This window comes from Ramlibacter sp. MMS24-I3-19, from assembly GCF_050320135.1.
Classification (GTDB): Bacteria; Pseudomonadota; Gammaproteobacteria; order Burkholderiales; family Burkholderiaceae_C; genus Ramlibacter.
Genome location: NZ_CP190017.1, coordinates 2,146,268 through 2,158,733 on the forward strand (window position 1 = coordinate 2,146,268; position 12,466 = coordinate 2,158,733).

General features: G+C 71.5%; 18 protein-coding genes. 9 read left to right on the top strand and 9 right to left on the bottom strand.

What is annotated here, in order from left to right; translation table 11 throughout:
- Positions 1 to 468, top strand: coding sequence for a 2-amino-4-hydroxy-6-hydroxymethyldihydropteridine diphosphokinase (gene folK / locus ACPWT1_RS10735; RefSeq protein WP_427915350.1), 468 nt, complete (start codon positions 1 to 3; stop codon positions 466 to 468).
- Positions 469 to 506: 38 nt separating this feature from the next.
- Positions 507 to 749, top strand: a complete 243-nt coding sequence (gene atpE, locus ACPWT1_RS10740) for a F0F1 ATP synthase subunit C (protein WP_427915351.1) — start codon at positions 507 to 509, stop codon at positions 747 to 749.
- A 6-nt stretch (positions 750 to 755) separates the two neighbouring features.
- Here atpE and ACPWT1_RS10745 read toward each other — a convergent pair whose 3' ends face one another.
- A complete protein-coding gene (locus tag ACPWT1_RS10745; protein WP_427915352.1) occupies positions 756 to 2,030 on the bottom strand; it encodes a c-type cytochrome in 1,275 nt (424 codons plus the stop codon).
- Positions 2,027 to 2,659, bottom strand: coding sequence for a c-type cytochrome (locus ACPWT1_RS10750; RefSeq protein WP_427915542.1), 633 nt, complete (start codon positions 2,657 to 2,659; stop codon positions 2,027 to 2,029). The genes ACPWT1_RS10745 and ACPWT1_RS10750 overlap by 4 nt, the downstream gene beginning before the upstream one ends.
- Positions 2,660 to 2,858: 199 nt before the next feature.
- On the opposite strand from ACPWT1_RS10750, the gene ACPWT1_RS10755 reads away from it, so the two are divergent.
- Positions 2,859 to 3,038, top strand: coding sequence for a hypothetical protein (locus tag ACPWT1_RS10755; RefSeq protein WP_427915353.1), 180 nt, complete (start codon positions 2,859 to 2,861; stop codon positions 3,036 to 3,038).
- On the opposite strand, the gene ACPWT1_RS10760 is transcribed toward ACPWT1_RS10755, so the two are convergent.
- Entirely contained in the window at positions 3,017 to 3,331 is a 315-nt protein-coding gene (locus ACPWT1_RS10760; protein WP_427915354.1) for a 2Fe-2S iron-sulfur cluster-binding protein, read from the bottom strand. The two genes, ACPWT1_RS10755 and ACPWT1_RS10760, sit on opposite strands and share 22 nt — an antisense overlap.
- A 34-nt stretch (positions 3,332 to 3,365) precedes the next feature.
- On the opposite strand from ACPWT1_RS10760, the gene ACPWT1_RS10765 reads away from it, so the two are divergent.
- Positions 3,366 to 4,280 (top strand): DUF808 domain-containing protein, encoded by a 915-nt coding sequence (locus ACPWT1_RS10765; protein WP_427915355.1) that lies wholly within the window; start codon positions 3,366 to 3,368, stop codon positions 4,278 to 4,280.
- A gap of 72 nt (positions 4,281 to 4,352) precedes the next feature.
- On the top strand, positions 4,353 to 4,919 hold the full coding sequence (locus tag ACPWT1_RS10770) for a hypothetical protein (protein ID WP_427915356.1): 567 nt from the start codon (positions 4,353 to 4,355) through the stop codon (positions 4,917 to 4,919).
- Positions 4,920 to 4,993: 74 nt separating this feature from the next.
- On the opposite strand, the gene ACPWT1_RS10775 is transcribed toward ACPWT1_RS10770, so the two are convergent.
- Positions 4,994 to 5,569, bottom strand: a complete 576-nt coding sequence (locus ACPWT1_RS10775; RefSeq protein ID WP_427915357.1) for a hypothetical protein — start codon at positions 5,567 to 5,569, stop codon at positions 4,994 to 4,996.
- 170 nt (positions 5,570 to 5,739) lie between these two features.
- Here ACPWT1_RS10775 and ACPWT1_RS10780 point away from each other — a divergent pair, with 170 nt between their 5' ends.
- The 3 genes from ACPWT1_RS10780 (at position 5,740) to chrA (ending at position 8,583) form a co-directional block, all read left to right on the top strand.
- Positions 5,740 to 6,540, top strand: coding sequence for a hypothetical protein (locus ACPWT1_RS10780; RefSeq protein ID WP_427915358.1), 801 nt, complete (start codon positions 5,740 to 5,742; stop codon positions 6,538 to 6,540).
- A gap of 150 nt (positions 6,541 to 6,690) precedes the next feature.
- On the top strand, positions 6,691 to 7,320 hold the full coding sequence (locus ACPWT1_RS10785; protein ID WP_427915359.1) for a L,D-transpeptidase: 630 nt from the start codon (positions 6,691 to 6,693) through the stop codon (positions 7,318 to 7,320).
- A gap of 33 nt (positions 7,321 to 7,353) precedes the next feature.
- Complete coding sequence (gene chrA / locus ACPWT1_RS10790) at positions 7,354 to 8,583, top strand: chromate efflux transporter (protein WP_427915360.1); 1,230 nt, start codon at positions 7,354 to 7,356, stop codon at positions 8,581 to 8,583.
- An 18-nt stretch (positions 8,584 to 8,601) separates the two neighbouring features.
- Here chrA and ACPWT1_RS10795 read toward each other — a convergent pair whose 3' ends face one another.
- The 3 genes from ACPWT1_RS10795 to ACPWT1_RS10805 form a co-directional block, all read right to left on the bottom strand.
- Positions 8,602 to 9,045 (bottom strand): DUF4864 domain-containing protein, encoded by a 444-nt coding sequence (locus ACPWT1_RS10795; RefSeq protein ID WP_427915361.1) that lies wholly within the window; start codon positions 9,043 to 9,045, stop codon positions 8,602 to 8,604.
- Positions 9,046 to 9,404: 359 nt separating this feature from the next.
- Positions 9,405 to 10,382: a PA2778 family cysteine peptidase gene (locus ACPWT1_RS10800; protein ID WP_427915362.1), complete on the bottom strand. Its 978-nt coding sequence runs from the start codon at positions 10,380 to 10,382 to the stop codon at positions 9,405 to 9,407.
- A gap of 18 nt (positions 10,383 to 10,400) precedes the next feature.
- Positions 10,401 to 10,751: a PA2779 family protein gene (locus tag ACPWT1_RS10805; protein WP_427915363.1), complete on the bottom strand. Its 351-nt coding sequence runs from the start codon at positions 10,749 to 10,751 to the stop codon at positions 10,401 to 10,403.
- Positions 10,752 to 10,950: 199 nt separating this feature from the next.
- Here ACPWT1_RS10805 and ACPWT1_RS10810 point away from each other — a divergent pair, with 199 nt between their 5' ends.
- Positions 10,951 to 11,124, top strand: a complete 174-nt coding sequence (locus ACPWT1_RS10810) for a hypothetical protein (RefSeq protein WP_427915364.1) — start codon at positions 10,951 to 10,953, stop codon at positions 11,122 to 11,124.
- Between the two features lie 7 nt (positions 11,125 to 11,131).
- Here the strand turns inward: ACPWT1_RS10810 and ACPWT1_RS10815 are convergent, their stop codons facing one another.
- Complete coding sequence (locus ACPWT1_RS10815) at positions 11,132 to 11,944, bottom strand: TIGR00266 family protein (RefSeq protein ID WP_427915365.1); 813 nt, start codon at positions 11,942 to 11,944, stop codon at positions 11,132 to 11,134.
- Positions 11,945 to 12,017: 73 nt separating this feature from the next.
- Positions 12,018 to 12,398, bottom strand: a complete 381-nt coding sequence (locus ACPWT1_RS10820) for an HPF/RaiA family ribosome-associated protein (protein ID WP_427915366.1) — start codon at positions 12,396 to 12,398, stop codon at positions 12,018 to 12,020.
- Positions 12,399 to 12,466: the final 68 nt, after the last annotated feature.

Below are 12,466 nucleotides of genomic sequence, written 5' to 3' on the forward strand. Positions count from 1 at the left end.
ATGCGCGATGCCGTGACGGCCTACGTCGGCATCGGCGCCAACCTGGGCGATGCGCGCGCCGCCGTGCTCGCGGCCATCGATGCGCTGGGCCAGCTGCCGCACACGACGGTGGCAGCGCGTTCCTCGCTCTATCGCACCGCGCCCGTGGATGCGACCGGTCCCGACTTCGTCAACGCCGTCGCGGCTATCGACACGCGGCTGACGGCGCCCGACCTGCTCGCGGCCCTGCAGCAGCTGGAGCTGGAAGCCGGGCGCGAGCGCCCGTGGCGCAATGCGCCACGCACGCTGGACCTGGACCTGCTGCTGTATGGCCAGGCCCGCATCGAGAGCGCCGCGCTGGTCGTTCCGCACCCGAGGATGCGCGAGCGCGCGTTCGTGCTGGTGCCGCTGGCGGAGATCGCGCCCGCGCTGGTGCCTCGCGAGGCGCTGGCGGCCGTTACCTCGCAGGTCATGGCGCGCCTTCCGTGAATCGAGGGACCATGGAGCCCTCGAACAAGGAGGCTCACATGACCGACACCGGACTCATCGCACTGGCCTGCGGGCTGATCATCGGACTGGGCGCCATCGGCGCCTGCCTGGGCATCGGCACCATGGGAGGCCGCTTCATCGAGGGCGCGGTGCGGCAACCCGAGATGATGGAACCGCTGCAGGTGAAGATGTTCCTGCTCGCCGGCCTGATCGATGCCAACTTCCTGATCGGCGTCGGCGTGGCGATGATGTTCGTCTTCGCCAACCCCTTCAAGGGCTAGAGCCCACTAGCGGAAGCCGCCTCCGCGCTGCCGGGCGACGTCGAGTTCCGACACGGGCGCCGCCTTGTTGCCCCACTGCGTGCGGATGTGGGTGAGCACCGCGGCCACGTCGGCATCGTCCAGCAGCGTCACGTACGGCGGCATGCCGTAGGGCCGCGGGTTGCCTGCGGTGGCGGGCGGGAAGCCGCCACCCAGCACGACCTGCACGAGGTTGGCCGTGAAGGGCAGCGTGACGGCGCGGTTACCGGCCAGCGGCGGATAGGCGTTGGGCACGCCTTCGCCCCGCTCGCCATGGCACTTGGCGCAGTTGTCGCCGTAGACGCGGGCTCCGCGGGCCGCAAAGCGTTCGGACACGGGCACTGCCTCCACGGGCTCGGGTGGGGCGACAGGATGCAGCGCGGGCAGCGTCTGCAGGAAAGTCGCCATCGCGAGCGCGTCCTCCGGCGACAGGTGCTGCGTGCTGGACTGCACGACCTCCGCCATTGGGCCGAGAACCGTCGCACCCGCGGCGACCCCGGTGCGCAGCAGGCGCGCCGTGTCCTGCAGCGGCCAGTGCCCGACGCCCGCTTCGGAATTCGACGCGAGCGACGGCGCGTACCAGTTCTGCATCGGAATCAGTCCCCCCGACAGGTCCATCATGTCGCTGCTGGCGCCCAGTGCATTGCGGGTGGAGTGGCACGCCGCGCAGTGGCCCAGCCCGCGAACAAGGTAGGCGCCGCGGTTCCAGTCGGCCGTCTGCCCGGCCTCGGGCTCGTACACGCCGGCGCGGAAATACAGCGCGCGCCACACCGCCAGCGCCGCCTGCGTGCTGTACGGCCAGCGCAGCTGGCTCGGCGTGTTCGCGCGCGGCACCGCGGGCACGGTCCGCAGGTAGGCGAACATGGCGTCGGCATCCTCGCGCGTGACTTCGGTGTAGTTCGGGTACGGGAAGGCGGGGGTGAGCAGGCGCCCGTCGCGCGAGCGCCCGTGGTGCAGGGCGCGCCAGAAGTCGGCGGCCGTCCACTGGCCGATCCCATGGGTCGCATCGGGCGTGAGGTTGCTCGCATACACGGTGCCGAACGGCGTGTCGATGGCACGCCCGCCGGCCCAATCCGCACCGCCCCGGTCCGTGTGGCAGGCCATGCAGTTGCCGATGCGCACGAGATAGGCGCCGCGCTCGGGCGTGGCGCCGCCTGCGAGCGACCGCCCGCCGCCGCTGTCGTCGCCGGCGAAGTTGACGATCAGAACCCACGCCAGCACCGCCAGCAGCAAGGCGGCAACGACCACCAGCACGCGCTTCATGGCTGCTGCCTTCCGGCCGGCATGGCCGCGCTGCCGCAGGCGATCGGTGTCGGTTCGGGCAGGCGGTCCACGGCGCGCGTGCGCGCCGGCAATGGCTGCGCCGCGAGCCAGGTGGACACCGCGTTCAGGTCCTCGGGCGTGAGGGTGCGCGCGACCTGCGCCATGCAATCGGGCGCGTGCGCGCGGCGCTGGCCGGTGCGCCACGCGCCCAGTTGCGCATTGATGTAGTCGCGCGGCAGGCCGAGCAGGCCCGGCGTGTTCGGCTGCACGCCGGTGAGCGCCGCGCCATGGCAGGCGACGCATGCGGGCAGCTTGCTCGCGGGCTCGCCGTGCGTCGCGAGCTGCCGCCCGCGCTTGAGCAATTCCGGGGCCGCCTGCGGCGCGCGCGGAACGTCATAGGGCAGCTCGAGCCCCGAGAAGTGCTGCGCGATCTCCAGCAGGTAGGGCTCCGAGAGCGGGTCGATCAGGCGCGTCATCGCCGCGTAGTGCCGGCGCCCGTCGCGGAAGTTGAGCAGCTGGTTGTACAGGTAGCCGGCCGGCTTGCCCGCGATGCGCGGGTAGTAGCCGTCGGGCCCTGCGCGGCCCTGTGCGCCGTGGCACGCAGTGCATGCCAGCGTGCGTTGCGCCATGCTGTCCTCGAACGCCGCCGCAGAGTGGGCAGCAGGAACAGCCAGGAGGGCCAGGGCGAGGAGGGCGATGCGCGTCACGGGCGCGAATCATGCCTCAGGCGCAGTGCTCGGCCGGAGGCGTCGCGCCAGCGTCCTACAGCGGTGCGCCTGCCCGCTTTCTAGAGTGGTTGCCTGCCCGTGGACAAGCCCTGCACAAGCCATGAACAAGCCAGCATCCGCACCCGACGTGGTGCCGCCGCACGAGCTGCCGGAACCGGAGCCCAACGAGGACCTGGAAGGCAGCAACGCGACCATCCACCATCCGGACCCGAACGCCGAGCAGCATCCGGCGCGCACCGACCACAAGCCGCGCAGCCCCTACGTGACCGGCAACACCTGAGTGGGCCCCTCCGCCAGCACGAGGTCGCTGCGCGGGTAGGCCACGCACGGCAGGAACCATCCCGCCTGTCGCTCGTCCGGCAGGACGCCGGGCCACTCGATGCGGTAGGCCACCTCTCCCGACTGCAATCGCCGCAGGCACGTGCGGCAAGTGCCATTGCGGCACGAGCTCGCCCAGGGCAGTCCCGCGGCTTCGGCCGACTGCAGCAGCGGGCGATCGGCGCGCGCCGCGAAAGCCACGCCGCCGCCCCGCACCTGCCACACTGCACTCCCGTCGGCGCCTGCATCCCGCATGGCGCCCGATCATAGGCAGCTGCACCGGATCCCCATGGCCTCGAGCTTCTTCGCCCTGCTGGACGACATCGCCACGCTGCTGGACGACGTCTCCGTGCTCACCAAGGTGGCGGCGAAGAAGACGGCGGGCGTCCTGGGCGACGACCTCGCGCTCAACGCGCAGCAGGTGGGCGGCGTGCGCGCCGATCGCGAACTGCCCGTCGTCTGGGCGGTGGCCAAGGGCTCGCTCGTGAACAAGGCGATCCTGGTCCCGGCCGCGCTGGCCATCAGCGCCATCGCGCCGTGGGCGGTCATGCCGCTGCTCGTGCTCGGCGGCCTGTACCTCTGTCTCGAGGGCGCGGAGAAGCTGGCCCACCGCGTCCTGCATGGCCGCGAGGAGGACGACGCGCACCGCCAGGCCCTGGAGCGCTCACTGGCGGATCCCGCCACCGACGTGCTCGCGCTGGAGCGCGACAAGGTGCGCGGCGCCGTGCGCACCGACTTCATCCTGTCCGCGGAAATCATCGTCATCGCACTCGGCACCGTCGCCGGCGAGCCGTTCATGACCCGTGTCGCCGTGCTCGCCGGCATCGGCGTGCTGATGACCGCGGGCGTCTATGGGCTGGTCGCGCTGATCGTGAAGCTCGATGACTTCGGCGCGTGGCTGCACCGGGGCACGGGAGCCGCCGCCCGCGCACTCGGCGCCGGCATCCTGCGCGCCGCGCCGTGGTTGATGCGGGGCTTGTCGGTGGCCGGCACGGCGGCCATGTTCCTCGTCGGCGGCAGCATCCTCGCGCATGGCGTGCCGCCGGTCGAGCACGCCATCGACGCGGTGGCAGGCGACCTGCGGGGACCCTGGACGAGCGTGGTGCTCGCGTTGCTGCACGCCGTCGCTGGCGTGATCGCAGGCCTGGTGGTGCTGGCCGGCGTCGAAGGTGCGCGGCGCCTGCGATCGCCGCAGCGCGCCTGAGGCGAGGACCTACACCGCGCCGTGGCCCGTGCTGGCGTCGGACCGACGCGGGACTGCTAGCGTGCTGCCTCCATGTCCGAATGGATCGACCTCCTCCAGTGGCCCGCCATGGCCGCCAGCCTGCTGGCCGCGTGGCTGGTGGCTTCCAATCACAAACGCCGGCGCAACGCGGGTTTCTGGGTCTTCCTGGCCAGCAACGTGCTCTGGACCGCCTGGGGCTGGCATGACGGCGCCTGGGCACTGATTGCCTTGCAGGTGGCCCTGGCGGCCCTGAACATCCGGGGCGTCTACAAGACCGAGCCCCCGCTTCGGACGACTCCGGCAGCGGCCGGCAAGCTCAGGCGTAGGCGCGGTCCTACCCAACCATGCGGCGTCCGGCGGATGCGCGCAGCGCCTCAGCCGTGGATCATCGGTTCCATGCCGTTGGCGGGGTGGTCCCGCCGGAAGGAAACGACGATGCCCAGCCTGCTCCCGTCCCGGTGGTCCACCATTGCGCGCATTCCCTCCAGCGTCGACGTCGCATCGACGTCGGACGACGACCTCGCGATCGGCTGGGAGGCAGCCTGTCCGGCACTCCAACTTGAAGGCTGGGAACCGGTTCCATCGACCCCGTCGAAATTGGACCCATCCTTGAATTAACTAGCAAATCGTGACAGCGGCGGTCCTACATGCCGTGCCGTCCTCCACTCACTTTGGCGCTGTAGGGGCACACCCTAATCTTCGGTCCAGCCGGCGGCAGTGCCGGCCTCGGTCCCACCCCTTTCCCTCGCGGGCAGTTCCATCAAGGAGTTCAAGATGAGCGCAACCAAGACCACCCTCACGACCCTCGCGGCCGCCGCCGCCCTGGCTTTCGGCGGCCTCGCCATGGCCCAGAGTTCGGGCACGGGCAGCTCCGGCACCTCCGCCGGCGCCGGCACCAGCTCCGGCTCCACCAGCGGCAGCAACACGGGCACCAGCAGCAGCACGCCCAGCACCGCCGGCAGCAGCTCGAGCACCCCCAGCTCCAGCAGCAGCACCGCGGGCAGCACGCCGTCCACCAGCTCCACCGACAAATCGTCGTCGTCCACGATGGGCGCTTCGCCGTCGACCAGCTCGTCCAGCTCGCCGAGCAGCAGCTCGTCGTCGATGGGCGCGTCGGGCACGGGTTCGTCGAGCGGTTCTTCCTCCACCTCGCCGTCCTCCAGCACCACGGGCAGCAGCAGCACCGACACGAGCTCGTCGACCACGTCGTCGCCCAGCTCCTCGTCGAGCAGCGGCTCGATGGGTGCTTCGTCGGGCAGCAACGACACGAGCACCGGCACCCGTGCCGGCCGTGCCGACCGCAACTAAGCAGCGGTTCGCTCCGTCGACAAGGGGCGGGCCCGCAAGGGCTCGCCCCTTTCCTTTCCAACGCCGACGTTTCCTTCGCGCCTGCCACGCCATGCCTGCCACCCAGCCGTCCCCCGCCGAGATCGCCCCCATGCCGCTCCCCCGCGCCGGATTCCGGCTTGCGTTGCCGCTGTTGCTGGCCGCGCTGGCCCTGGGCGGCTGCGGATGGCGCAACAACCAGCCTGCGACCCAGGCCAAGGCGCAGCCTGCCGTGGTGGCCGGGAGCCCGTCCCCGGCGAAGAAGGTGGCGCTGGTGCCGCGCCAGCCGCCCACGGGGCTGCCCCACTTCGCGGATTTCGGCAGGCAGCACCCCTCGCATGACGCCAGGCATGTCGCCGACTGGGCGCTCGACTCCGGCGACAACGAAGGCAAGGCCTACGTCCTCGTCGACAAGAAGGACGCGAAGGTCTACGTGTTCAATCCACGCGGCCATCTGGTCGCCGCCGCGCCCGCGCTGGTCGGCGCCGCGGTGGGCGACGACCCAGTCCCTGGCATCGGCGACAAGCCGCTGTCGCAGGTGCTGCCCGAGGAGAAGACCACGCCGGCTGGCCGCTACGTGGCCGAACCCGGCGTGAACGCCAATGGCGAGGACGTCGTCTGGGTGTCCTGGGATCTCGCGGTGTCCATGCACCGCGTGCGTCCGCTGGTGAAGGCCGAGCGCCGGCTGCAGCGGCTCGCGTCCGCGACCCCGAAGGACAACCGCATCTCGTTCGGCTGCATCAACCTGCCCGTCGCGTTCTACGAGAAGGTGCTGCGGCCGACGGTCAAGCGCGATGGCGCCATCGTCTACGTGCTGCCCGAGACGCGCACGCCGCAGGAGCAGTTCGGCTCCTATGAAGTTCGCGACCGCGCGCAGCAGCTCGCCGGCCTCGCGCGCACCAGCGTGAAATAAACCACGCGGCCTTTCTCAAACCCATCCATGGGTGCGCATGACGGGTCCTTCGCGGACCCGTCTCGTTAGCATGCGCGCCTGACAAACGCCGGACGGGATCGCCCGCGGCCACGAACAAGCCCGCATGGGCGCGTGAAGGATGGGACTCGGATGCAGTGGAAGCACAAGGCCGCGGCGCTTGCCGCGGCATGGCTGGTGGCGTGCGGCAGCGCGCTGGCCGCACCCTCTCGGGCAACGGGCCCGCAGCAGCCCACCGCGGACGCCCGCGAGATGGCGCAGTGGGTGCAGCGCACGCACGACGCGGGCGGACGTCCCTATGTGATCGTCGACAAGAAGGCGGCGATGCTCTTCGTGCACGCCGCCAGCGGCAAGCTGCTGGCCACGACGCCGGTGCTGCTCGGCGCGGCGCAGGGCGACGACAGCGCACCTGGCGTCGGCGACCGCGCGCAGAGCGGCACGTTGCGGTTCGAGGAGCGCACGACGCCGGCCGGCCGCTTCGTCACGCAGCCGGGCACCAACATCGAGGGCGAGCGCGTCGTGTGGATCGACTACGACGCGGCGCTGGCCCTGCATCGCCTGCGTCCCGGACGGGCGCACAACATCCGCGCGGCCCGCCTGGCGCATTCGCAGCCGCAGGAGCGCCGGGTCTCGCTCGGCTGCGTCGTGGTGCCGGTGAAGTTCTACCTCGGCGTCGTCGAGCCCCTGCTCGGCAGCCGCCCCGGCGTGGTGTACGTGCTGCCCGAGACGCACCCGCTGCACGAGCGGATGCAGGACCTCTAGGACTGCGGTGGCGGCCCGGTACAGTCGCACGCCGTGCCGCATCCCGACCACCTCTCACACGACACGGCCGCAAGCCCCGCGGCCCGCAACCCGGCGCTCGAAGTCTTCCGCGCCTTCCTGAAACTCGGGCTCACCTCCTTCGGCGGGCCGGTGGCGCACCTCGGCTACTTCCGCGACGAGTTCGTGGCGAGGCGCCGCTGGCTCGATGACAGGAGCTTCTCGGACCTGGTCGCGCTGTGCCAGTTCCTCCCCGGCCCGGCCAGCAGCCAGGTCGGCATCGCGCTCGGCCTCGGGCGGGCCGGGTGGCGCGGCGCGCTGGCGGCGTGGGCCGGCTTCACGCTGCCGTCCGCCGTCGCGCTCATCGCGTTCGCCTACGGCGTGGCACGGTGGTCCGGCGTCGCGACTTCCGGTGCAGTCCATGGCCTGAAGCTCGCTGCCGTCGCCGTGGTGGCGCAAGCCGTCTGGGGCATGTCACGGTCGCTGTGCACCGACCGTCCGCGCGCGGGCCTCGCTGTCGTCGCCGCACTGCTGGTGCTCGCCGTTCCGGGGGCCGCGGGCCAGATTGCCGCCATTGCGATCGGCGCTGTCGTGGGGCTCCGGGCCTTGCACCTGGGCGCGCTGCCGGCGGCGCCGCATCGGAATTACGGGATCTCCAGAGTCGTTGGCGCCGTGCTGCTGGCGACCCTGGCGGCGCTGCTGGTGCTCCTGCCCGTCACGGCAGCGGCCAGTGGCTCGATGCTCCTCTCGGCGGTGTCCGTGTTCGTCAAGGCGGGCGCGCTGGTGTTCGGGGGCGGTCACGTGGTGCTGCCACTGCTGCAGGCCGGCGTGGTGCCACCGGGCTGGATCGGCAACGACGCCTTCCTCGCCGGCTACGGCGCAGCGCAGGCGGTGCCGGGTCCGCTGTTCACGATCGCGGCCTATCTCGGCGCGGCGATGCCGGCGCCGCTCGGGGGCTGGGCGGGCGGTCTCGCACTGCTGGTGGCGATCTTCGTGCCGGCGTTCCTGCTCGTGGTGGGAGCGCTGCCGTTCTGGGAGTCGCTGCGCCGGCGCGAGGCCGTGCAGCGCGCCATGGCAGGCATCAATGCGGCGGTCGTGGGCGTGCTGGGTGCCGCGCTGTACGACCCGGTGTGGACGAGCGCCGTCCACTCGAGGACGGACTTCGCCTTGGCGCTGGCAGCGTTCGGTGCGCTGGTGCTGGGGCGCGTGTCGCCCGTCGTCGTGGTTGCCTGCGCGGCGCTGGCGGGATGGATGCTGGGGGCTTAGCGACCCCGAGCGACGGCCTCAGGTCTCGCGCCAGTGGTTCTCGGCCACCACGCAGCCGCTGATGCGCCACGTGTGGTCCGGCTGCTGTTCGAGGGCGAACAGCGCGAGCCACGACTTGGCCCGTTCGTCCTTGATCTCGACCAGCTGCAGCACGGCGCCGTCGTCTTCCTCGGGCTTGTGGAAACTCACCGAGGCGGGCCGGTACACCATCGGATAGGCGCCGCGCACCATGGCGAGGAACCGGCCGGAGCTGCCGATCGCCTCGCGCACGGCTGGCGTCGCGGTCTCGAAGGCCTTGTCGGCGTCGTCCACGGCCAGCGCCGAGAGCTGCGCCACAACCACTTCGCGCACCTTGGCCGCTTCGAGTTCGGAAATCGGTCCCGCGATCGCGCGCACGTGCGCGGCGAGTGTGCCCAGCACCAGGGCCAGCAGCGCGGCCAAGCGGACCGAATGCCTGTTCATCGCCAGACTCCCGAAGGATGGATGGTGGATCCAGCGTAGGCAGCGGCAAGGTCGCGACATGTAGGCGGAGCACGCGGCGCATCGTGGGACTTGCCGGAGCGCGCGAAAGCGCACGGCGCGAACGCTTCGCGCTGGTGCATGCGGACGTGGGAATGCCCGCGGGGCCGCTGGACAATGGTCGGCCGGGGTCGCGTCCTTCGAGGAAGCGCGAGAGTCCGATCCCTGTCTCGTGGCGCGGCTCGCCGACGGGCACGAACGCAGTGTGGTGCGCGGCCCCCGCCGTGGCCGCAAGCCGCGAACGCATCCGGCTGTAGGCCGGTGTCCGCGCGCCGCGCGGGACGGGTCGTCGGCCGCCGCCGTTAGCGGGCCGCGGCCGTGCCGCCCCGCATCCGCGCGAGGATCAGCTCGCGCGTGGAGCGCAGGTCGCTCGCGAACGGGTTCTGTGCGTCGGCGACGAAGGTGGCGATGGCATCCAGGGCGTCCTGCTGCCGACCGAGATCGGACAGTACCTGCGCCAGGTTGTTGGCGACGATGGCCGAGTCCGGATGGCGGCGCCGCGCCTCGCGCAGCACGCCGTCAGCGGCTGCGAGGTCGCCCTGCGCATGCAGGTGGTTGGCCAGGCCGACCGCCGCGGCCTGGTCGTCGGGCCAGCGGCGCAGCGCAGTGGCGAAAGCGACCCCCACTGGCTGCGGATCGGCCACGCGTGCCATCGCCAGCACCGCATGCATCCACGCGTCCTCGGTCGCCGTCGCGGGGATGCGGCTTGGCGGGACGGCCACCATCGCCCAGTAGCCGCTCTGGATCCAGGTGCGCTCGAAGGCCGTGAACGACATGGCCTGGCGCTCCTGGGTTCCCGAGCGCAGGTACACGGTGCCGCTCGGGTAGTCGAAGCCGTAGACCACAGCGTAGTGCCACTCGCTGGTGAGGGGCCCCACGTCCTGCAGCACCACGACCGGGTTCCCGGCCGCGACCTCGCGCAGCAGGTCGGCATAGCGGGGCGCGAGGACGTACGACACGCGGCCGTGGCGCCGCGCTGCGGCCAGCATCTCGACCTGCAGGCTCCCGTGGCGCGCCGGCAGGTAGACCTCGGGCACCAGCGACTCGGGCGTGATGTCGAGGCCCGTCTGCGCCAGCACGGTCGCCAGCGCGGCAGGACCGCACTGGTAGTCGTCCTGGGGGAAGAACGGCACGCCGGCGAGTTCCACGGATTGCGGAACGCCGGCGGGCCAGTCCGTGCGCAGGGCCATGGTCTGCGGCACGAGCTGCGCGCAGCCGCCCAGCAGCAGCGCCGCTGCCAGCAGGACCCATGCGCGCCAGCGCAGCGTGCCGCGGCTCATGCCCCGTGCGCGAGGCGCCTACTTGCGGAACACGAAGTACCAGACCGCGGCCGCGATGATGATCACGGCGGCGACGCCCCAGCCGTTGCCGCCGGCCGGTGCGGTGCGGATCTCCTGGGCCAGCTGGCCGACTTCCTGGTCGCTCATCGCCGCCACGCGTTCGCGCGCGCGCTGCGGGTCGAGGCCCATGCTCTCGAGCTGCGCGCTGGTGTCGCTGCGTGCCAGCACCTCGAGCACCAACGTGCGGTCGGCCTGCGCCCCGGAGGGCATGGCCTGCTCGGCGCCGATCATCCCGGCACTGGCGCCCTGGACGGACAGTGCGAATACCGACACGACGAGCGCGCGGCACGTGATCTTCCTGAGGTTCATCGAGCTCTCCTTGAAGGCGGTTGCGCGCCCGCAGGACGCGGGGCCAATCCAATATACGCGCCGGTCCGCGGCTTGTGGGTCATGGCAGACCCGATGCGGGCGCACGCAGCGCGACGGTGGCGGACGACGTGGCGCGTTGCCCCGGGACTACCGAGGCCGCGCCGGGGCCGCCTATCTTGGTGTCTCCAGGAGGTCTCGCATGTACCGCGTCCTTGCCCTCGCAGTCGCCTGCACGCTGCTCACCGCCTGCAGCACCCGTGCGCTGCGGGCGTCCGACGATGACCTCTGGGACGGCTACGCCAGCACCGATGGCGCGGCTTTCCTGGGCTACCACGGCCGCGTCGAGCGGCTGTCGGGCCTCGCGCCCGAGTAGCCAGCGTTCAGTCGTCGTTGTCGCCGCCGAGCACGGTGCCGAGCAGCCCGCCGGCACCGAAGCCGCCCAGCACCGAGCCTTCCTCGCGCGAGCCGCCGCGCTGCGGCGCGGCTGCGAACACGCGCGAAGCCAGCCGCGAGAACGGCAGGCTTTGCAGCCACACCGTGCCCGGCCCGGCCAGGCGCGCGAAGAACACGCCCTCGCCGCCGAAGAGGGCGGTCTTCACCTTGCCGACGTACTGGATGTCGAAGTCGACCGAGGGCGTGTACGCGACCACGCAGCCGGTGTCGACCAGCAGGGCCTGGCCCGGTTGCAGTTCGCGCCGCACGACAGTGCCGCCTGCGTGGACGAACGCGAGGCCGTCGCCGTCGAGCTTCTGCATGATGAAGCCTTCGCCGCCGAAGAAGCCGGCGCCCAGGCGCCGCTGGAACGCGATGCCCAGCGCCACGCCGCGCGCGGCGCACAGGAACGCGTCCTTCTGGCAGATCAGCGTGCCGCCCAGCTGCCGCAAGTCCATCGGCAGGATCTTGCCGGGGTAGGGCGCGGCGAACGCCACGCGCTGCTTGCCGCTGGCGTTGTTCACGTAGACCGTGGTGAAGAGCGACTCGCCCGTGACCAGCCGCTTGCCCGCGCCGAGCAGCCGGCCGAACAGGCCGCCCTGCTGCGTGCCGTCGCCGAACACGGTGTCCATCGCGATGCCGGCGTCCATGAACATCATGCTGCCGGCCTCGCCGATCGCGGCCTCGCCCGGATCCAGTTCGATCTCCACGAACTGCATCTCCGCGCCGCGGATCTCGTAGTCGATCACGTCCATTGCCATCGCGCACCTCCTCGTTGTCGGGAAGCGCGATGGTAGCGACGGGCAGGAAGTCCGGGCCCTTGCCCGGCTGGCGTCACTCGCCCACGTCGAGTTCCGGAATCGCGGCGGGGTCCTTGCGGATGGTGTCGCGGTCGCGGTGCTGGTGGCGGTCCAGCTTGCCCAGGGTGTGGTCCAGCAGGTGGATCAGGCGCTGCGTCGCGCCGCGGAAGGCCTCGTCCTGCGTCGACGCGTGGTGCGTGGCGGCGAGCGGTTCGCGGCCGGTGATGCGGGCCTCCAGCATGCAGCGCTTGTCGTCGGCGCCCTTCTTGCCGCTGTTCACGTCGCGTAGCTGCACCTCCACGCGCGTGATGTCCTGCGTGAAGCGCCCCAGCGCGTCGTTGAGGTAGTCGCTGGCCCAGCGCTCGAGGGTGTCCTTGTTCTCCACGCCGTTGCTGGTGTTCACCTGAACCTGCATGAACCTGTCCTTTCGTTCTCTCTCGGTTCGGACCAGTGTGGCCAGCGGGACATGGAGGGGGTGTAGGA